Below are 17079 nucleotides of genomic sequence, written 5' to 3' on the forward strand. Positions count from 1 at the left end.
TCTGACACTAATGCAGGTCGGAGTCGTCGAGCCGAATGACTGCTTGTTTTCGTTTAGCGTGCGTACAGCGCGAAGCACCGAAGGTCGGAAGACGCTGCTAAGCCGTCATTCGGCTAAATGCCGCGACCATCCCCTCTGGGTCGCATTCAGCCCTTGCATTGCCTCCCCACGTGGTCAACTTTGACTCACCCCTCGGTGCGCATGCACCTGGCCCCTCACCCCCGCGCCCCCTTGATCAAGGCCTCAATCACCAGCGCCCCCGTCCCCCCCAACGGATCCAACTGCAGCACCTTGTCCAAATACAACTGCGCCGACACCAGATCCTGCCGACGCAACCTGATGAAGGCCAGCGCCTTCAAGGTGAACAACCAGAACCGCGCCGGCCCCGGTGCCATGAAGTCCGCCATCTCACCCGTCACCTTGCGCCAATCGTCCGGCAAATGTGCCTGCTCCGCCGCCACCTCCAGCCCCTTCAAAGCAGCCAGCTCAGCCTGCTCAAAATCGGCCCCCTGCGCATGCAGCTTGTACAGCAGGTAATACAGCGAAGGGCACTCCGGTGCGCACACCTGGGCCGTCCACAGCAAGGCCAGCGCACGCTCGGGCGTGGTCGCCTTGCGGGCCTTTTCCACCAGGTGCTTGACCTGCGGCGGCACCTCGCCGCCGAACAACTCGGCCGAGGTTTCGCCCGTGAAAATGTTCACCATGATCCGGCCGAGGCGGCCAGTCGTTTGACCACTTCGCCACCCAGCAGGTGCTTCTCAAAGATCTCGGGCACGTCTTCCGGCTTCACGCGGCTGTACAGCACGCTCTCCGGAAACACCACCACGTTCACCCCGCCATCGCAAGGCCCCAGGCACCCTGAATAGGTCACGCCGACCTGCTCATGGGCATTGCGGGTCTGCACCTCTTTCCAGAAAGCCTGCAACACCGCCTGGCCACCTTGCGCGGCGCAACTGCCACGTGGGTGGCCGGGCGGGCGCTGCTGTGAGCACACGAAAACACTGCGGTCGGGGCGGGACATGATGGGTCAACTCCAGATGGGTAAAAAGTGACAGAAGCTCAGGCCGCCAAACGGGCCATGATCCGCTCCAGCTCGGCCACGTGTTCGCTCTCTTCCTTGGCGAACTCGCGGGCCATGCGGCGCACTTCATGGTCTTGCGTGGACGCTGCGATGGCGGCGTAGAACAACTGGCTGCGCTCTTCGCCATCCAGCGCCAGTCGGTAGGCTGTGGCCACGTCGATGAAGCCATCCACGCCCGCCCAGGCGGCTTGCTCGGGGCTCACGCCTTCGGGCCACTGGCATTCTTCGGGCGCCAGCTTGGGCAGGTCCCGAAAGCCGCCGCGACGCATGGCGTCTTTCAAATGCAGGCGCGAGAACTCGGCCATCTTGCCGAAGAAGGCCTCGGCCTCTTTATTGCCCGCCGTGCCCATCGTGGCCTTCAGGTCCTCATAGCGGCGAGCCGCTTCGAACTCCAGCAGGATGGCGTGCGCCAGGAAAACGTGGATGTCGTCCATGGTGGGTGCGCCCGCTCAGCCAAACTTGAACAAGATGCCGTGGCCGCCGCGCGGGTACTCCCAGTCCACGTTGCTGAAGTCGGAGCAGATGATGCGGCAGCTGCCGCACTCCAGGCAGCCGTCGGTGATCAGGGTGACGGCGCCATTGCCTTCTTCTTTGTAGCAAGAGGCCGGGCACACATAGGTGCACGAACGCTCCTTGCAGTCGGTGCGGCACACCTCGGCATCTTTGATCTTGATGTGGGGGCGGCCCGCATCGACTTTGTAGCGGTTCTGGAAGAGCTTCTCTTCCACGTTGACTTGGATGGGTTGCATGGCGTGGCTCCTGGTGTGGTGCGTGCGGGTGATCAGTGCGGTTCAGCGGATGGCCCGCCACAGCTTGTAGGCATCGCCCACCAGCCCGGTGATGGAGCGGGTCTGGCGGAAGCTGGAAAAGATCTGGCGCTCTTTGGTTTTCTTGTCCACGTTGTCCACCGTCACCATGGTGCGGGCCGCCTGGTTGATCAGCTCGGGGTAGGTGGTGAAGAACTGCGGGTTCTCGTGGAAGACCTTGGGCATGTCGCGGTACTTCTTCATGTCCTTCATCACGAAGCTGTCGTCCAGCGCGCGTTGGTAGGCCTTCAAGGTGGCCTGGTTGAACGGCTTCTTGGTGGCCTTGGCGTTGATCACCGTTTCAGCGGCCAGGCGGCCCGTGGTCATGGCCAGGTTGGAGCCTTCGCGGTGCACGGCGTTGACGAAGCCGCCCGAGTCACCCACGATCATCCAGCCGTTGCCGTACACCTTGGGGATGGCGAAGAAGCCGCCTTCGGGGATCAGGTGGGCGCAGTACTCCTTCATCTCACCGCCTTGAATCATCGGGGCGATCGAGGGGTGGCGCTTCATGTGCTCCAGCAACTGGTAGGGCGAGGTCTTTTGCTCGTTCTTCTTGAAGTCCGACAGCATGCAGCCCACGCCAATGGTGAGCGAATCCTTGTTGGTGTACAAAAAGCCCGTGCCCATCATGCCGTCGGTGATCTTGCCGACCATCTCGATGACCACGCCTTCATCACCCTTGATGTTGAAGCGCTGCTGGATCAGCTCTTCGGGCATGAACAGGATCTCCTTGACGGCCAGGGCCACGTTGCCCGCCTTGATCTCGGGGTGGAAGCCCGCCTTGCGCGCCAGCGTGCTGTTCACGCCATCGGCCAGGATGACCACATCGGCGAACACATCGCCGGCTTCGCGGTCGCAGCGCACGCCCACCACCTGGTCGCCATCCATGATCAGGTTCTGCACGGTGGTTTCGCAGATCAGCAGGGCGCCGGCTTCGCGCACCTTGGATGAGAACCACTTGTCGAATTGCGCGCGGATGATGGTGTAGCGGTTGTAGGGTGGCTTGTTGTAGTTCTCGCTGCGGAAATGGCTGCCCACGAAGGAGTCGTCGTCCAGCACCCACATGCGCTGCTCGATGATGTGGCGCTCCAGCGGGGCATCGTCGCGGAAGTCCGGGATGATGCGTTCCAGCGCGTCGGCGTACAGGATGGCGCCTTGCACGTTCTTGGAGCCGGGGTATTCGCCGCGCTCGATCTGCAGGACCTTGAGGCCCGCCTTGGCCATGGTGTAGGCCGCGGCGTTGCCCGAGGGGCCCGCGCCCACGACGATGGCGTCAAAGGTTTTGTTCACGTTCATGGTGAGGCTCCGGGGCGGTTGGGTGGGCGTGGCTTGTTCAGGCCACTTTGCGGATGCGTTGGCCCAGGTGCGTCTGGAAGGCCTGGGTCAGCGCGGGCAGCACCTGCAAGGCGTTGCCCACGATGCCGTAGTGCGCAAAGTCGAAGATGGGGGCGTTGGGGTCGGTGTTGATGGCCACGATGACGTCCGAGGCCTCCATGCCCACGCGGTGCTGGATGGCGCCCGAGATGCCCGCGGCGATGTAGAGCTTGGGCCGCACGGTTTTGCCGGTCTGGCCCACCTGGCGGTCGGCCTCGACCCAGCCGGCCTGCACGCAGGGCCGGGTGGCGCCCACTTCGCCGCCCAGCACCCGCGCCAGGTCGAACACGAGCTTGAAGTTCTCGGGGTTCTTCAAGCCCTTGCCGCCGCTGACGATCACGTCGGCATAGGGCAGGTTGATCTTGTTGGAGTTGGTGTCCAGGATGAAGTCCAGCAGCTTGGTGACGATGTTGGTCTCGATCAGGCCCAGCGTGTCTTCGCTGGTGGTGCCCGTGCGCGTGGTGTCGGCGTTGGGCATGGCCATCACGCGGGGGCGCACGGTGGCCATCTGCGGGCGGTAGGCCAGTGTCATGATCGTGCACAGCAGCGAGCCACCAAAGGTGGGGCGCGTGGCGGCCAGGGCGCGGGTCACGGGGTCGATGTTCAGCTCGGTGCAGTCGGCGGTCAGGCCGGTGAGCAAGGTGGTGGCCACGGAGCCCGCCAGGTCACGGCCCTGGCTGGTGGCGCCCAGCAGCACGATCTCGGGCTGGTATTTGTTGACCAGGTCGGTGAGGCCCTTGGTGAAGGGCTCGTTGCGGTAGCCCTTGAGGACGGGGTCGCGGGTGATGTAGACGTGGTCGGCGCCAAAGCTGAAGGCCTCTTTGGCGAACTGGTCCAGGGGCTCATCGTGGCCGCCCAGCAGCACGCCGCTCAGCGTGACGCCCAGTTGGTCGGCCAGCTTGCGGCCTTCGCCCAGCAACTCCCATGACACGCTGTGCACCTGTCCGCGCTCGTGTTCGATGAACACCCACACGCCCTTGTAAGCCTTGAGCGCATCAGACAGCTCCAAGTTGCGGCCGCGTCCTGCGGGTTTGAGGGGGGCTTTGGCGGCGTCGCTCATGGTGTGACTCCCTTGTTGATCAGGTCTTGTTCGAGCGTGGGGTGGCGCGTGAAGATGGACTGCAGCAGGTTGAGCGTCATGTCGCGCAACGTGGTGGTGTCCAGGTTCACCATCTCGGCTTTCTCTGACCGGGGTGTGGGCCCGAAGACTTTGCTCACCACAGTGGGCGAGCCCTTCAGGCCGATCTTGGTGAGGTCTTCGATGCCGGCGTCTTCCTTGTTCCACTTGCGCACGGGGTGGCCGGCGGCGTGGATCATGGCGGGCAGGCTGGCAAAGCGCATCTCGTTGGTGTTCTCGAGCATGGTGATCAGCGCGGGCAACTGGGTCTTGAGCACCTGCACGCCACCTTCGCCACGGCGCTCAACGGTGATGGTGCCTTCGTCCAGTTGCGTCTCTTTGATGCTGGACACATAGGTCAGCAGTTGCAGGCCCATGCGCTTGGCGATGCCAGGGCCGACCTGGGCGGTGTCGCCATCGATGGTCTGCTTGCCGGTGAAGACCAGGTCCACCGCTTGTTCGCTGGACAACTTGCGGATGGCGGCGGCCAGCGCGTACGAGGTGGCCAAGGTGTCGGCCCCTGCAAAGGCCCGGTCGGTGACCAGCACGGCATCGTCGGCCCCGAAGGACACGCATTTGCGCAAGGCCTCTTCAGCTTGAGGTGGGCCCATGCACAGCACCGTGACGCGGCCGCCAAACTGGTCCTTCAGGCGCAGGGCTTCTTCCAGCGAGAACAGGTCGTACGGGTTCACGATGGCCGGCACACCCTGCCGCATGATGGTGTTGGTGACCGGGTGGACGCGGATCTGGGCCGAGTCAGGCACTTGCTTGATGCAGACGACGATGTGCATGGTGAGGCTCCTGTGAGGGGGCTGCGGTCAGGCCGTGGTGGTCTGGGGCCGGGCGGGCAGCGAGGCCTTCAGGCTTTGCAGGCTCACGTGCTGGTGGCCGTCCACGTCCTGGAACACCTTGAAGACTTTTTCTTGCGCGGGGGTGGACTTGACAAAGTCCTCATAGGCCTTGACCAGCAGCGCGCGGTAGCACTGGTAGAGCGCTTGCTCGTTGTTCTCGGGCAGCTTGGGCTCTTGCCGGATGTACTGGTAAAAGCGCTTGAGGATGTGCAGGCGGCTGACGTTGAGCACCGACAGGTCGTGCGGCACGCCAAAGAATTGCAGGAAGTCTTCAGCCGATGAAAGCTGGCGCAGTTGGAGAGCGAGGGTGTCGGTCATGATCGGGCTCCGGTGGGGGTGTCTTCGGTGTGTTGAAGGCGCTTGACTTCCTGTTCCAGGTTGCCAATGCGGTCGAGCAGAGAGCCGATGGCTTTGCCCACCGGGTCAGGGATGAGGTGATGGTCCAGGTCCAGCAGCAGGGCGTCGGGCAGGCTGTTCACGGTGCGGCGGCGGCGCACGACCACACGGCCTGGGATGCCGACCACCGTGGCGCCCTCGGGCACGTTGTCGATGACGACGGAGTTGGCCGCCACCCGCACCCGCGCGCCCAGCATGACCGGGCCCAGGATCTTGGCGCCCGCCCCCACCACCACGCCGTCGCCCAGCGTGGGGTGGCGCTTGCCGGGGCTCCAGGTGGTGCCGCCCAGGGTGACGCCGTGGTACAGCGTGACGTCGTCGCCGACCTCGGCGGTTTCGCCGATCACAACGCCTGCGCCATGGTCGATGAAGAAGCGCCGGCCGATGCGCGCGCCGGGGTGGATGTCGACGTTGGTGAACCAGCGGGCCACGAAGGACATCCAGCGCGGCAGGTAGCGCCAACCTTGGCGCCACAGCGCGTGGGCCATGCGGTGCAGCGCCACGGCCTGCACGCCGGGGTAAATGGTCCACACCTCGAAGCGCGAACGGGCGGCCGGGTCGCGGGCCAGCACGCAGCTGACGTCTTCGCGCAGGAGCGACCACCAGGCGGGTGTGCTCTCGGTGTGCATCATGGCCATGGCGTGCAGAACGGGGTCATCGCGCTTCATGAGGGCTGCCCCTCGGAGGCTGTGGCCTCCAGGAAAAAGCGTTGCAGGTCATCCGGCGTGGGCGCGCGTTTGGTCCGCACGGCGTGAGCCCGGATGCGCTCCAGCAACGGTTGCACTTGCGGATCAACCACGGGCAGGCCCAGGGCGTGATAGGCCACGCGCACGGCCCGCGAGCCGGAGTGCTTGCCCAGCACGGTGCGGCGTTCACGGCCCAGCTCGGCCGGGTCGAAGCCTTCGTAGTTGCTGGGGTTCTTGAGCAGACCGTCCACATGGATGCCCGACTCGTGCGTGAACACGGCTTCGCCCACGATGCTCTTGTTGGCCGCGACGGGCCGTCCAGAGGCACTGGCCACGAGTTTCGAGATGCCGTACAGGTCGGTGGTGCGCACGCCGCAGTCCAGGCCGTGCAGGTGGCGCAGGCTCATGACCACTTCTTCCAGCGCGGCATTGCCGGCCCGCTCGCCCAGGCCGTTGACTGTGGTGCTGGCGTGCGTGGCGCCAGCGCGCAAGGCAGCCAGGGTGTTGGCCGTGGCCAGCCCCAGGTCGTTGTGGGCATGGATCTCGATCTCGATGTCTACCGCGTGGCGCAGCAGGGCAATCGAATCGAAGGTGGAGAAGGGATCGAGCACGCCCAGGGTGTCGGCAAAGCGGATGCGCCGGGCGCCACAGCGTTGGGCCAGTCGGGCCATCTGGCCCAGGTAGACGGGGTCGGCGCGCGATGCGTCTTCAAAGCCCACGGACACTTCGTGGCCCGCTTCATGGACCATGCTCACGAACTCTTCGATCTGCTCCAGTGCCCACAAGCGGCTTTGCTTGAGCTTGTGCTGCAAGTGCACATCGGAGGCGGGGATGGACAGGTGGATGATGTCGACATCGCAAGCCAGGGCCGAGAACACATCGGCCTCGCACATGCGGCCCCACACCATCAGGCGGCTGCTCAAACCCATGGCCGCCAGGGTGTTGATGGACTCGATCTCGGCCGGGCCCATGGCGGGCACACCCACTTCCAACTCGGGCACACCAGCGTTGGACAAGGCCCGGGCGATGGCGCATTTCTCAACCAGCGTGAAGGCCACGCCTGCGGTCTGCTCGCCGTCGCGCAAGGTCGTGTCATTGATGATCGCGCTGTGCATTTGGGGTGGACTCGAAGGGTGTGGGGCGGGTGTGCCTGATGCCTTGATTGCAATCGCTGTGCCAGTGGCTTCAAGGGGCGTGGCGCGGTCAATGGCGTGAAATGTCGTGTCGTGTTTGCGCCATTTCACACACTCGCTTCAACGTTCGCGGGCATGGTTGCGACTGTGCTTGGGCAGCTCGACGGTGAGGTCTCCATCCTTGACCCTGACGCAGCACGCCAGGCGCGAGCACGGCTCCACACCCCAGGCGTTGTCCAGCTGGTCGTTCTCTTCGTCGTCTGGTTCGGGCAAGGTGTTGGCGCCAGCGCGGACCAGCACGTGGCAGGTCGAGCAGGCCGCCACCATGTCGCAGGCATGCTCAATGGCCACGCCGTGTTTGAGCAGGCCCTCGCACAGCGAGCGTCCGGGTTTGATCTCGAACTGCGTGCCCTGGGGGCACAGCTCGGCGTGGGGCAGGACTGTGACCAGAGGCATGGCAGTGACCTTCAAAAATCAGGTGATGGAGTCGAGGACGCGGCCGGTGAGGGCCTGCCGGATGCTGGCGTCCATGCGGCGCGCGGCAAATGGGCCAGTGGCCACATTAAGGGCCTGACAGGCGGCCTTCACGGCCTCGGTGTCAGCTTCGGTTTCCAGTTGCTCGGCCACCAGGTTCATGGTTTCGAGGATGTGCTGGCGCTCGGCGGGTGACAGCAAGGCCGGGCCGTCTTCGGCCAGGGCCGACTCGGTGGCGTCCAGCAGGCGGCGGGCATCGATCTGGGCCTCGCGCAGCATGCGCAGCTTCATGTCCGCTTGCGCCCGGCCCACGCTGTCGGCCAGCATGGCGGCGATCTGCTCATCGCTCAAACCATACGAGGGCTTGATCTGGATCTCGGCCAGCACGCCGCTGCTCAGTTCGGTGGCCGACACCGACAGCAAGCCATCGGCATCGATCTGGAAGGTCACGCGGATGCGGGCGGCCCCGGCCACCATGGGCGGGATGCCGCGCAGCTCGAAGCGGGCCAGCGAGCGGCAGTCGTTGACACCTTCGCGCTCGCCTTGCAACACATGCACCGACATCACGGTCTGGCCATCCTTGAAGGTGGTGAAGTCTTGCGCGCGGGACGTGGGCAGGGTCGAGTTGCGGGGAATGATCTTCTCCACCAGGCCGCCCATGGTTTCCAGCCCCAGGGACAGGGGCGAGACGTCCAGCAGCAGCCATTGGCCATCGGCCTGGCCATTGCCCACCAGGGCATCGGCCTGCATGGCGGCGCCCAGCGCGACGACCTCGTCGGGGTTCAGGTCGGTCAAAGGTGGCTTTTGAAAGTACTGGGCCACGGCCTCGCGGACCACCGGCATGCGGGTGGAGCCGCCCACCAGCACCACGCCGTCGATGGCGTCGATGCCCATCTCGGCATCCTTCAAGGCGCGCTTGGTGGCGATCAAGGTTCGCTTGACCAGCGCGGCTGTGGACTGCGCGAACACCTCTCGCGTCAAGGTGATGCCTGCCACGTCCACCGCGTCATAGGTGGACAGGGCCTCTTTGGCGGCGCGGGCCGAGATCAGCCAGTGCTGCTGTTCGCTGGCGTTCAGCGTGGCCCAGTTCAGTTGGGCTTGCTCGACCAGCCACAGGGCCAGGGCGCGGTCGAAGTCATCGCCCCCCAGGGCCGAGTCGCCGCCGGTGGACAGCACTTCGAACACGCCGCGTGACAGCCGCAGCACCGAGATGTCGAAGGTGCCACCGCCCAGGTCGTAGACGGCGAAGACGCCCTCGGCGGCCTTGTCCAGGCCGTAGGCGATGGCGGCAGCCGTGGGTTCGTTGAGCAAGCGCAGCACGTGCAGGCCGGCCAGGCGTGCCGCGTCCTTGGTGGCCTGGCGCTGGGCGTCGTCAAAGTAGGCGGGCACGGTGATGACCACGCCGGTCAGGTCGCCACCCAGGGAGGCTTCGGCGCGGGCCTTGAGGGCGCGCAGGATGTCGGCCGAGACCTCGACCGGGCTTTTGGTGCCGGCCGCCGTGTCGATGCTGACCATGCCGGGCTGGTCGATGAGGCTGTAGGACGGGGCGCCCGTCTTGAGCACGTCGGCCATGCCTCGCCCCATCAGGCGCTTGACCGAGGCGATGGTGTTGAGCGGGTCGTGGGCCTGGGCATGCAGGGCCTCGAAGCCCACCACGGGGGGCGATTGGAACACGGCTTCATACCGCACCACCGAAGGCAAGAGCACGCGGCCCGCCTCATCGGCCAGGGCGCGGGGCAGGGCGCTTTGCACGCTGGCGATGAGGGAGTTGGTGGTGCCCAGGTCAATGCCGGCCGCCAGCTTGTGCTGGTGCGGTGCGGCGCTTTGACCGGGTTCGGCGATTTGAAGCAGTGCCATGATGGGTCAGACCGCGAAGCTTTCGCCGCAACCGCATTCGGCCTTGGCGTTCGGGTTGTTGAACTTGAAGCCCTCGTTGAGGCCTTCGCGCACAAAGTCCAACTCTGTGCCTTCCAGGAAGGGCAGGCTGTTGGCGTTCACCAGCAATTGCAGGCCATGGCTTTCAAAGGACAGGTCTTCGGGCAGGGCCTCGTCGGCGAACTCGATGGCATAGGCCAGCCCCGAGCAACCACTGGTCTTGACCGCCAGGCGCAGGCCCACGCCTTTGCCCCGCTTGCTCAAGGACTTCTGTACGTGTCGGGCCGCCGCCTCGGTCATGGTGATGGACATGGCGCACCTCACATCGAGAAGGAACTGCCGCAACCGCAGGTGGTCTGCGCGTTGGGGTTGTGGATCACGAAGCGCGAGCCTTCCAGGCCGTCTTCGTAGTCGATGTCGGCGCCGATCAGGTATTGCAGGCTCATGGCGTCCACCACCAGCGACACGCCGTCTTTGTCGATGCGGGTGTCGTCGTCGCTGAGCTGGTCGTCAAAGGCAAAGCCGTATGAGAAGCCCGAGCAGCCACCGCCAGTGACGTACAAGCGCAGCTTCAGGTTGGGGTTGCCTTCTTCCACGATCAGCTCGCTCACCTTGGCGGCCGCAGCGGTGCTGAAGTTCAAGGGCGCGGGGGGCGCCATGTCGGCGACGGTGGTGGCGTTCAATGCGGTTTCCATTTGTAGACTCCTTGGCGTTGGTGGTCAGTTGGGGTGGCAGATGGGCTGGTCAGACACGGCGCGTTTGGCCTGGTAGTCGGCCACGGCCGCCTTGATGGCGTCCTCGGCCAGGATGGAGCAATGGATCTTCACGGGCGGCAAGGCCAGCTCTTCGGCGATGGCCGTGTTCTTGATGGACAGGGCTTGGTCCAGCGTCTTGCCGCGCACCCACTCGGTCACCAGTGAGCTGGACGCGATGGCCGAGCCGCAGCCATAGGTCTTGAAGCGGGCATCCTCGATCACGCCGGTGACGGGGTTCACCTTGATCTGAAGCTTCATCACGTCGCCGCAGGCCGGGGCGCCCACCATGCCGGTGGCCACGCCTTCTTCGTCGGCGGCAAACGAGCCGACGTTGCGGGGGTTTTCGTAGTGCTCAATCACCTTGTCGCTGTAGGCCATGTTGTTTCTCCGGGTGCGGTTTGGGAGGGGGCAATCAATGCGCTGCCCACTGGATGCTGTTGAGGTCGACGCCAGCCTGGACCATGTCCCACAGCGGGCTCATGTCGCGCAGCTTGGCCACCACGTCAGACACGCGTGCGATGACGAAGTCGATCTCGTCCACCGTGGTGTAGCGGCCGATGGTGAAGCGCACCGAGCTGTGGGCCAGCTCGTCGGTGCGGCCCATGGCGCGCAACACGTAGCTGGGCTCCAGGCTGGCCGAGGTGCAGGCCGAGCCGGAAGACACGGCGATGTCCTTCATGCCCATTAGCAAGGACTCGCCTTCGACGTAGTTGAAGCTGACGTTGAGGTGGTGCGGCGTGCGGCGTTCGAAGTCGCCATTGATCTGGACGTGGTCGATGCGTGACAGGCCTGCCCACAAGTGGTCGCGCAGGCTGCGGATGCGTTCCAGTTCGGGACCCATCTCGCGGGCCGCCAGGTGATAGGCCTCGCCCATGCCCACGATCTGGTGCGTGGGCAAGGTGCCTGAGCGCATGCCGCGCTCGTGGCCGCCACCATGCATTTGCGCTTCAATGCGCACGCGGGGTTTGCGCCGCACGTACAGAGCGCCGATGCCTTTGGGGCCATAGCTCTTGTGGGCCGACATGGACATCAGGTCGATGGGCATGGTGCTCAGGTCGATGTGGACCTTGCCCGTGGCCTGGGCCGCGTCCACGTGAAAGAGCACGCCGTGGCTGCGGCAGATCTGGCCCAGGGCTTGCACATCCTGGATGACGCCGGTTTCGTTGTTGACGAACATGACCGAGGCCAGCACGGTGTCGGGGCGGATGGCTTGCTTGAACTGATCGATGTCGACCAGGCCGGTGTCCAGCACGGGCAACACGGTGACGTCCCAGCCTGCGCGTTCCATCTCACGCATGGTGTCCAGCACGGCTTTGTGTTCGGTGGCCACGGTGATCAGGTGGCGGCCCTTGGCCTGGTGAAACTGGGCAGCACCCTTGATGGCCAGGTTGTTGCTCTCTGTGGCCCCAGAGGTCCACACCAACTCACGTGGGTCGGCGCCAATGAGCAAGGCCACTTGTTCACGGGCCAATTCGACGGCTTCTTCTGCAGCCCAACCGTAGGCGTGGGAGCGGCTGGCCGGGTTGCCAAAACGTTCGCACAGGTAGGGGATCATCTTGGCCGCCACCCGTTGGTCCACCGGGGTCGTCGCGGCATAGTCCAGGTACACAGGGCGGTTGGGCTGCACGGTCAACTTGGTCATGAAAGGGCTCCTTGGGCTGTGCGTTCAATGCTGGACTCAAGGGTCTCTATGCAACTTGGGTGCCACCTGTGTGGATTTGTTCAAGTCATTGATTTGAATGGATAAATCGCCGTTTCAGAGGTTTGGCGCAACTGAGCGATGCGCGACATAGCCTTGTGGTTTTTGTCGGGTTTGTCGGCCATTTGGCAAGGCATTGATCTTGCAAACGAGGCCTTCAATCCTTGAACCTTTGTCGCTTTGCCGACCTGCTGCCATGCCGCTCTACGACTACCAATGCCCTGCTTGCGACAAGCGCTTCGAGCTGCTGGTGCGCAGCACGACCATCCCCGCTTGCCCTCAATGTGGTTCAACCGCCGTGGCCAAGTGCGTGAGCGCACCGCAAGCGCCAGGGCGCAGTGCCGCCATCATCCAGAGTGGCCGCCAGCGCGCGGCGGCCGAAGGGCACTTCAGCAACTACAGCAAGGCCGAGCGGTCCAAGCTGTCTCGAAGCTGACAAACATGACTCGGGCACGTCGCTTTCAACGCCTGGCCGCGCCAGAAGCCCTGGCTTGGCTGCAAGCACATCCCCAGGCCCTGGTGCTGGATGCCCGGCAGGCCCACCACCACGCGCAAGGCCGCCTGCCGGGCAGCTTGCGGCTTGACGGCCGCAACCACGAAGGCTTGCTGCTGAGCCAAGCCAAGGACCGCCCTGTCTTCATCCACTGTTACCACGGCCATGCCAGCCAGACTTACGCCGAGATGTTCGCGGACTTCGGCTTTGTGCAGGTCTGCGACCTGATTGGCGGTTGGGAAGCGTGGTGCCAGGCGGGCCACCCCATCCACGTTTGACCGGAGACTTTCATGGACCTCGTCTACAAAGCCCTGATGCTGACCCAAGGCGGTCGCACTGGCACCGTCCAGAGCGACGACGGCGGCTTCAAGCTCAAGCTGGCCGTGCCCGCAGCCATGGGGGGCAAGGGCGATGGGTCCAACCCGGAGCAACTGTTTGCGGGTGCGTTTGGCGCTTGCTTTGAACAGTCAGTGAGGCACATTGCCAAGAAAGGCCACCTGCCGCTCAAAGGCTGTTATGTGGAAGCCGCCTTGTCAATGTTCATCACCTTTGAAGATGCTTACCGCATGGCGCTGACCCTGACGGTGCACATGGCCGGGCCACTGGACCAGGCCACGGCCGACAACCTGATCGAGCGCGCCAAGGGCATCTGCCCTTACGTGGATGCCACGAAGAACAACGTGAGCTTGACGCTCAACGCGGTGCTGGACACGCCGGTGACGGCCTGAGCGCCATCAGTCCGGGCTTGCGCTTTCGGTGGTCGTCCACTCGTTGGCCAGCCGATACCCCACGGCCAGGAAGGTCGGGCCCAGGAACGCGCCAATCACCCCGAAGGCCAGCACCCCGCCCAGCACGCCCAGGAACACGATGGCGAAGGGCAGGCGGGAGCCTCGGCTGATGATCAGCGGTTTGATGACGTTGTCCACGGCGCTGACCAGGAAGAAGCCCCAGGCCGCGACGAAGGCCGCCCAGCCTGGCTCGCCTTGCTGGAACAGCCAGATGGCCGCGCCGCCCCACACCAGCGGAGGCCCGATGGGGATCACCGACAGAAAGAAGGTGACCCCGCCCAGCAGCACGGCGCCCGGCACACCGGCGATGGCAAAGCCGATCGCGGCCAGGACACCTTGCGCCAGCGCCGTGCCCAACACGCCATAGATCACGCCGGTGACCGTGCCTCGGGCGATGCCCAGAAGGTAGGTGGCGCGCTGGCCGGCCAGGTGCGCCAAGGCGATGTGCAGGCGTGCCGCCAGCAACTCGCCATGCAAGAAGAAAAAGAAAGCCAGGAACACCGACAGGGCGATGTCCAGCACGCCCCTGCCCACCACGCGACCGGCCGTCAAGGCCATGTTCTGGGCGGGCTGTGAGAGCTTGCCCAGTTCTTCCATCAGGCGTTGTCCATCGTGCGCGAACTGTTGCCAATAGGCCGCCAGTGAGTGGCCGACCAGGGGCAGGTTGGCCAGCCAGGAGGGTGCATCGGGCAGCCCGTCTTTGAGGATGGACGAGGCCGCGCCACCCAGCTCGGCCACATTGTCGGCCATGGCCAGCGCCACCGCCACGACGGGCACCAGCAGGACCACCGTCACCAGGATGGTCATCAGGCTGGCGGCCAGGGTGCGCCGCTGTCCGACCAGGTGGTCCAGCCGGAGGAACACGCTCCAACTGGTGGACGCCAGGATCGCGGCCCAGACCAGCGAGCTGAGGAAAGGCCACAACACCAGGAGGCACCCGCTGCCCAGCAGCGTCAACGCCAGGGTGGCGAGGACTCGGTCTGAACGGGGACTTTGCATGGCGGGCGCACGGTGGTGGACGAAGGCCCCAAGCTTACTTGACCCTGGATGAGTACCGGCTCCGTGCCCCCGTCACTGACTGGCCATCGCTGGCACCATCCGAAACCAGCCGGGCTGCTGCTGTTGGTAGACCCTCAGCCACATCAGGGTGGCGGGAACCAGCGAGCGGATGGCGAACATCAAGGCGTCGTCCAGCGCCGGGCCCGCCCGCCCTGACAGCGCCTCACCTGCAGCGGTCAGTCCGCGCCAGTCGATCTCGGGCATGCCTTGCATCAGTTCCTGGGGCAGGCATTCGGTCGTCTGGATCAGCAGACGCAACTGCCGCGTCACCTCGGCGCGGGTCAGCCGCGAGGCCAACAGCTCGGAGTCTTCCAGGCCTTCGGTGAGGATCATCACCGCCAGGCCAGCGTCGTTGATGGTTTTGAGCAAGGCTGCGCCGTACATGGTGGGGCTCCTTCATTCAGGGGGAAGGCCCGCTGCGCGAGCACAGCAGGTCATTGGTGGCCCAGGCAAACTCGCGCCAGGCGGCGGCCAGGTCCACCGTGATGGCCTGAAGGTAGTCGGCATCGGGGCGGCGTTCCGCGTCGAAATTGGACAGGGCGCAAGAGCTGGCATTGAAAGCCAGGGCGTCGTTCACCAGGCTTTTGCTGAAGCCGCTGAAGGGCGCCAGCACCTGCGGTGTCAGCTCGCTGCGGCCCGTGGGCGCCGCCGTGTGGTTCACGCCCCAACCTAAATCCAAGGCGGCCAGTTGCTCCAGGGCGCGGGTGTAGGTTTGCTCTGCCGTGGCCAGCATGGCGCGTTGGGTGACGCGGTCGCGGTCCTGGCGGGCCAGCATCTGGTTCAGATGCTGTCGGTAGCGGGGCACCGCATCCTGGCGTTCCAAGGTGACCCACAGCTCGAACGATGCGAGCGACTCTTCCAGTGGTCTGGTGGTGCCGTGGTGCGTGAGCTTGGCGGGGCGCAAAAAGTCGGCCAGGCGAGCGGCTGATTCAAGGGCGCCTTCCATGTGGCCTGCTGCGTGACGCGCGGTTTCGGTGCCCCCAAAGAACAGGCGGCCGGACCAATGCGGCCGGCGCAGCAGCGGGTCGGCCTGCGGGGGCATGGGTTCGGCGTCGCTGCGGTCCAGTTCGCTGCAGGTCCCGGTATCCAGGCTCCAGTCCTTCACCAACACCGAGTCGGCATGCGCTTCGGGGCCGAACAATTGGGCGAACTGGCTGGAGGCGAGCAAGGGCAGGCTGCGTTCGAAGGGCCGCCGGGTGTCCGGGGCCATGGCGCAAAAGCCTGCCAGCGCGGCGCCTTGTTCATCGCTGGCATCCCAGACTTCGCGCAGCACGGCTTGAGGATGGCTGACAAAGGCATGGCCTGATTGCCCTTGCGCATGCCAGAAAGGGCGTTCAAAGCGGGCCACCGCCTTGGCCTCGCGCGCCATCCAGGTCGGCACGGTGGTCAATGCGTGCGCTGTGGATGGTGACAGCGCCGGCTGAAAGCGAACCAATTGGGCCAACAGGCGCGGTGGCAGGGTCAGGACCACGCGCCGCGCTGTCACCCGTTCAAGATGCTGGACGCCCCCGTCCATGCGGGCAAAGTGCAACTCGACATGGTCTTGGGCATCGTGCACCGCCACCAGTCGATGGCCCAGCTTGACGGAGCCTTCCAGCAGCCGCTCGTGCAGTGACTGGGCCAGTTGGCCCATGCCCCCGGAGAGGCGGCGCGCACCGCCATGGATGCCTTGCACGTCCAGCACGTCGGGCGCGCGAGCGGGATCGACCAGCGACAGCACGTGACCCTGGTCCGGCTGCCCAAAGGACTTGAGGCCCAGGGATTCGACCAGCGCGGCCATGCGGGGCTCGGTGTCGGGCCAGTACCAGCTGGCGCCCAGGTCTACACGGGCACCCGCCTCGGCCGAGGTGTCGGAGAAGATGCGCCCGCCCACGCGGTCTCGCGCTTCGAACACAGCGAGCCTCAGGCCCTGGGCTTGCAACGAGCGCGCCAGGGCCAGCCCCGTGAGGCCCGCGCCGACAATCGCGACGTCGATCATGGCATTGGCCTCCGCGGGTTGCTCAGACGAAGCTGAGCAATTCGATGGTCACGGGCTCTTCGCCAAGCAGGGTCTGGCAGGCCAGTCGTGACTTGGAACTGACGCCGACGATGGCGTCCAGGGCTTCGTTCTCCTTGCGCTGCACTTTGGACAGGCTCTTGCGGCCTTCCTGCACATACAGGTGGCAGGCGCCGCATTCGCCCTTGCCGCCGCACTTGCTGATGATGGCGGCGCCCGCGTCCTTGATGGCCTGCAGGAGGGTGGTGCCTGCGGGGGCTTCGAAGGTGATGCCGGCGGGCAGGATGGTCAGCGTGGTCATGTCGTTCTCCAGTTTGCAAAAGGTCAGGGATGGCGCTCAGGCCGCGGTCAACAACGCCGCCACTTCGGCCAGGGGTTGGGCGATGCGGGTGACGTTGTTCTCTTCCAGGAAGCGCGCTTCCATGCGCGTGGGCTCGTCGGGCAGGACGGCCCAGTGGCGGTCGCTGGAGCGCTTCATGATCTGGCGGGCAAAGCT

23 protein-coding genes and 1 pseudogene are annotated in these 17079 nt (G+C 65.2%); 3 read left to right on the forward strand and 21 right to left on the reverse strand.

The genetic code is table 11. The features are described 5' to 3' along the window. Nucleotides 1–215: 215 nt before the first annotated feature. The 16 genes from Q7V20_RS14520 to Q7V20_RS14595 form a co-directional block, all read right to left on the reverse strand. Nucleotides 216–704 carry a hypothetical protein gene (locus Q7V20_RS14520; protein ID WP_304792458.1) on the reverse strand — a complete coding sequence of 163 codons (489 nt, stop codon included), beginning with the start codon at nucleotides 702–704 and terminating at the stop codon, nucleotides 216–218. Further along, complete coding sequence (locus tag Q7V20_RS14525; protein WP_304792461.1) at nucleotides 698–1021, reverse strand: ferredoxin; 324 nt, start codon at nucleotides 1019–1021, stop codon at nucleotides 698–700. The genes Q7V20_RS14520 and Q7V20_RS14525 overlap by 7 nt, the downstream gene beginning before the upstream one ends. Nucleotides 1022–1059: 38 nt before the next feature. After that, nucleotides 1060–1515: a ferritin family protein gene (locus tag Q7V20_RS14530; protein ID WP_304792464.1), complete on the reverse strand. Its 456-nt coding sequence runs from the start codon at nucleotides 1513–1515 to the stop codon at nucleotides 1060–1062. 15 nt (nucleotides 1516–1530) lie between these two features. Continuing rightward, nucleotides 1531–1830, reverse strand: coding sequence for a ferredoxin family protein (locus Q7V20_RS14535; RefSeq protein ID WP_230179614.1), 300 nt, complete (start codon nucleotides 1828–1830; stop codon nucleotides 1531–1533). A 42-nt stretch (nucleotides 1831–1872) separates the two neighbouring features. Beyond that, nucleotides 1873–3183, reverse strand: a complete 1311-nt coding sequence (locus Q7V20_RS14540) for an FAD-dependent monooxygenase (protein WP_304792468.1) — start codon at nucleotides 3181–3183, stop codon at nucleotides 1873–1875. A gap of 37 nt (nucleotides 3184–3220) precedes the next feature. Next, entirely contained in the window at nucleotides 3221–4321 is a 1101-nt protein-coding gene (locus Q7V20_RS14545) for an electron transfer flavoprotein subunit alpha/FixB family protein (RefSeq protein WP_304792471.1), read from the reverse strand. Continuing rightward, nucleotides 4318–5169, reverse strand: coding sequence for an electron transfer flavoprotein subunit beta/FixA family protein (locus Q7V20_RS14550; RefSeq protein WP_304792474.1), 852 nt, complete (start codon nucleotides 5167–5169; stop codon nucleotides 4318–4320). Before Q7V20_RS14550 ends, Q7V20_RS14545 begins: the two co-directional genes overlap by 4 nt. A 27-nt stretch (nucleotides 5170–5196) precedes the next feature. After that, entirely contained in the window at nucleotides 5197–5547 is a 351-nt protein-coding gene (gene nifW / locus Q7V20_RS14555) for a nitrogenase stabilizing/protective protein NifW (protein ID WP_304792477.1), read from the reverse strand. Further along, nucleotides 5544–6263, reverse strand: a complete 720-nt coding sequence (cysE, locus tag Q7V20_RS14560; RefSeq protein WP_304792533.1) for a serine O-acetyltransferase — start codon at nucleotides 6261–6263, stop codon at nucleotides 5544–5546. The genes nifW and cysE overlap by 4 nt, the downstream gene beginning before the upstream one ends. 26 nt (nucleotides 6264–6289) lie before the next feature. Beyond that, a complete protein-coding gene (gene nifV / locus Q7V20_RS14565; RefSeq protein ID WP_304792480.1) occupies nucleotides 6290–7426 on the reverse strand; it encodes a homocitrate synthase in 1137 nt (378 codons plus the stop codon). Between the two features lie 138 nt (nucleotides 7427–7564). Beyond that, complete coding sequence (gene fdx / locus Q7V20_RS14570; RefSeq protein ID WP_304792483.1) at nucleotides 7565–7900, reverse strand: ISC system 2Fe-2S type ferredoxin; 336 nt, start codon at nucleotides 7898–7900, stop codon at nucleotides 7565–7567. An 18-nt stretch (nucleotides 7901–7918) separates the two neighbouring features. After that, a complete protein-coding gene (gene hscA / locus Q7V20_RS14575; RefSeq protein ID WP_304792486.1) occupies nucleotides 7919–9775 on the reverse strand; it encodes a Fe-S protein assembly chaperone HscA in 1857 nt (618 codons plus the stop codon). 6 nt (nucleotides 9776–9781) lie between these two features. Next, a complete protein-coding gene (iscA, locus tag Q7V20_RS14580; protein ID WP_304792488.1) occupies nucleotides 9782–10105 on the reverse strand; it encodes an iron-sulfur cluster assembly protein IscA in 324 nt (107 codons plus the stop codon). Nucleotides 10106–10113: 8 nt separating this feature from the next. Continuing rightward, a complete protein-coding gene (erpA, locus tag Q7V20_RS14585; protein WP_304792491.1) occupies nucleotides 10114–10488 on the reverse strand; it encodes an iron-sulfur cluster insertion protein ErpA in 375 nt (124 codons plus the stop codon). A gap of 24 nt (nucleotides 10489–10512) precedes the next feature. Next, on the reverse strand, nucleotides 10513–10926 hold the full coding sequence (gene iscU, locus Q7V20_RS14590) for a Fe-S cluster assembly scaffold IscU (RefSeq protein WP_230179624.1): 414 nt from the start codon (nucleotides 10924–10926) through the stop codon (nucleotides 10513–10515). A 34-nt stretch (nucleotides 10927–10960) separates the two neighbouring features. Next, entirely contained in the window at nucleotides 10961–12190 is a 1230-nt protein-coding gene (locus Q7V20_RS14595; protein ID WP_304792497.1) for an IscS subfamily cysteine desulfurase, read from the reverse strand. 253 nt (nucleotides 12191–12443) lie between these two features. On the opposite strand from Q7V20_RS14595, the gene Q7V20_RS14600 reads away from it, so the two are divergent. The 3 genes from Q7V20_RS14600 to Q7V20_RS14610 are packed head-to-tail and all read left to right on the forward strand — an operon-like array spanning nucleotide 12444 to nucleotide 13468. Beyond that, complete coding sequence (locus Q7V20_RS14600) at nucleotides 12444–12683, forward strand: zinc ribbon domain-containing protein (protein WP_300549294.1); 240 nt, start codon at nucleotides 12444–12446, stop codon at nucleotides 12681–12683. A gap of 5 nt (nucleotides 12684–12688) precedes the next feature. After that, nucleotides 12689–13018, forward strand: a complete 330-nt coding sequence (locus Q7V20_RS14605) for a rhodanese-like domain-containing protein (protein ID WP_304792503.1) — start codon at nucleotides 12689–12691, stop codon at nucleotides 13016–13018. Between the two features lie 12 nt (nucleotides 13019–13030). Next, a complete protein-coding gene (locus tag Q7V20_RS14610; RefSeq protein WP_304792506.1) occupies nucleotides 13031–13468 on the forward strand; it encodes an Ohr family peroxiredoxin in 438 nt (145 codons plus the stop codon). Between the two features lie 6 nt (nucleotides 13469–13474). On the opposite strand, the gene Q7V20_RS14615 is transcribed toward Q7V20_RS14610, so the two are convergent. The 5 genes and pseudogenes from Q7V20_RS14615 to Q7V20_RS14635 all read right to left on the reverse strand — a co-directional run. Continuing rightward, nucleotides 13475–14527 carry an AI-2E family transporter gene (locus Q7V20_RS14615; protein ID WP_304792508.1) on the reverse strand — a complete coding sequence of 351 codons (1053 nt, stop codon included), beginning with the start codon at nucleotides 14525–14527 and terminating at the stop codon, nucleotides 13475–13477. A 72-nt stretch (nucleotides 14528–14599) separates the two neighbouring features. Further along, the gene (locus Q7V20_RS14620) at nucleotides 14600–14971 is read right to left on the reverse strand and encodes a hypothetical protein (RefSeq protein ID WP_304792511.1); all 372 of its coding nucleotides are present in this window, start codon (nucleotides 14969–14971) and stop codon (nucleotides 14600–14602) included. Between the two features lie 16 nt (nucleotides 14972–14987). Continuing rightward, nucleotides 14988–16565 (reverse strand): NAD(P)/FAD-dependent oxidoreductase, encoded by a 1578-nt coding sequence (locus Q7V20_RS14625; RefSeq protein WP_304792514.1) that lies wholly within the window; start codon nucleotides 16563–16565, stop codon nucleotides 14988–14990. 22 nt (nucleotides 16566–16587) lie between these two features. Continuing rightward, a complete protein-coding gene (locus Q7V20_RS14630) occupies nucleotides 16588–16884 on the reverse strand; it encodes a 2Fe-2S iron-sulfur cluster-binding protein (protein WP_304792517.1) in 297 nt (98 codons plus the stop codon). Between the two features lie 36 nt (nucleotides 16885–16920). Next, nucleotides 16921–17079: pseudogene (locus Q7V20_RS14635) on the reverse strand (SIR2 family protein); the annotation flags it as partial.

The organism is Aquabacterium sp. (assembly GCF_030652515.1).
GTDB lineage: Bacteria > Pseudomonadota > Gammaproteobacteria > Burkholderiales > Burkholderiaceae_C > Aquabacterium.

Excerpts from the sequence above, each read along its gene's own strand:
- Q7V20_RS14520 (WP_304792458.1), bottom strand. The coding sequence starts at position 704 with ATGGTGAACATTTTCACGGGCGAAACCTCGGCCGAGTTGTTCGGCGGC.
- Q7V20_RS14525 (WP_304792461.1), bottom strand. The coding sequence starts at position 1,021 with ATGTCCCGCCCCGACCGCAGTGTTTTCGTGTGCTCACAGCAGCGCCCG.
- Q7V20_RS14530 (WP_304792464.1), bottom strand. The coding sequence starts at position 1,515 with ATGGACGACATCCACGTTTTCCTGGCGCACGCCATCCTGCTGGAGTTC.
- Q7V20_RS14535 (WP_230179614.1), bottom strand. The coding sequence starts at position 1,830 with ATGCAACCCATCCAAGTCAACGTGGAAGAGAAGCTCTTCCAGAACCGC.
- Q7V20_RS14540 (WP_304792468.1), bottom strand. The coding sequence starts at position 3,183 with ATGAACGTGAACAAAACCTTTGACGCCATCGTCGTGGGCGCGGGCCCC.
- Q7V20_RS14545 (WP_304792471.1), bottom strand. The coding sequence starts at position 4,321 with ATGAGCGACGCCGCCAAAGCCCCCCTCAAACCCGCAGGACGCGGCCGC.
- Q7V20_RS14550 (WP_304792474.1), bottom strand. The coding sequence starts at position 5,169 with ATGCACATCGTCGTCTGCATCAAGCAAGTGCCTGACTCGGCCCAGATC.
- nifW (WP_304792477.1), bottom strand. The coding sequence starts at position 5,547 with ATGACCGACACCCTCGCTCTCCAACTGCGCCAGCTTTCATCGGCTGAA.
- cysE (WP_304792533.1), bottom strand. The coding sequence starts at position 6,263 with ATGGCCATGATGCACACCGAGAGCACACCCGCCTGGTGGTCGCTCCTG.
- nifV (WP_304792480.1), bottom strand. The coding sequence starts at position 7,426 with ATGCACAGCGCGATCATCAATGACACGACCTTGCGCGACGGCGAGCAG.
- fdx (WP_304792483.1), bottom strand. The coding sequence starts at position 7,900 with ATGCCTCTGGTCACAGTCCTGCCCCACGCCGAGCTGTGCCCCCAGGGC.
- hscA (WP_304792486.1), bottom strand. The coding sequence starts at position 9,775 with ATGGCACTGCTTCAAATCGCCGAACCCGGTCAAAGCGCCGCACCGCAC.
- iscA (WP_304792488.1), bottom strand. The coding sequence starts at position 10,105 with ATGTCCATCACCATGACCGAGGCGGCGGCCCGACACGTACAGAAGTCC.
- erpA (WP_304792491.1), bottom strand. The coding sequence starts at position 10,488 with ATGGAAACCGCATTGAACGCCACCACCGTCGCCGACATGGCGCCCCCC.
- iscU (WP_230179624.1), bottom strand. The coding sequence starts at position 10,926 with ATGGCCTACAGCGACAAGGTGATTGAGCACTACGAAAACCCCCGCAAC.
- Q7V20_RS14595 (WP_304792497.1), bottom strand. The coding sequence starts at position 12,190 with ATGACCAAGTTGACCGTGCAGCCCAACCGCCCTGTGTACCTGGACTAT.
- Q7V20_RS14600 (WP_300549294.1), top strand. The coding sequence starts at position 12,444 with ATGCCGCTCTACGACTACCAATGCCCTGCTTGCGACAAGCGCTTCGAG.
- Q7V20_RS14605 (WP_304792503.1), top strand. The coding sequence starts at position 12,689 with ATGACTCGGGCACGTCGCTTTCAACGCCTGGCCGCGCCAGAAGCCCTG.
- Q7V20_RS14610 (WP_304792506.1), top strand. The coding sequence starts at position 13,031 with ATGGACCTCGTCTACAAAGCCCTGATGCTGACCCAAGGCGGTCGCACT.
- Q7V20_RS14615 (WP_304792508.1), bottom strand. The coding sequence starts at position 14,527 with ATGCAAAGTCCCCGTTCAGACCGAGTCCTCGCCACCCTGGCGTTGACG.
- Q7V20_RS14620 (WP_304792511.1), bottom strand. The coding sequence starts at position 14,971 with ATGTACGGCGCAGCCTTGCTCAAAACCATCAACGACGCTGGCCTGGCG.
- Q7V20_RS14625 (WP_304792514.1), bottom strand. The coding sequence starts at position 16,565 with ATGATCGACGTCGCGATTGTCGGCGCGGGCCTCACGGGGCTGGCCCTG.
- Q7V20_RS14630 (WP_304792517.1), bottom strand. The coding sequence starts at position 16,884 with ATGACCACGCTGACCATCCTGCCCGCCGGCATCACCTTCGAAGCCCCC.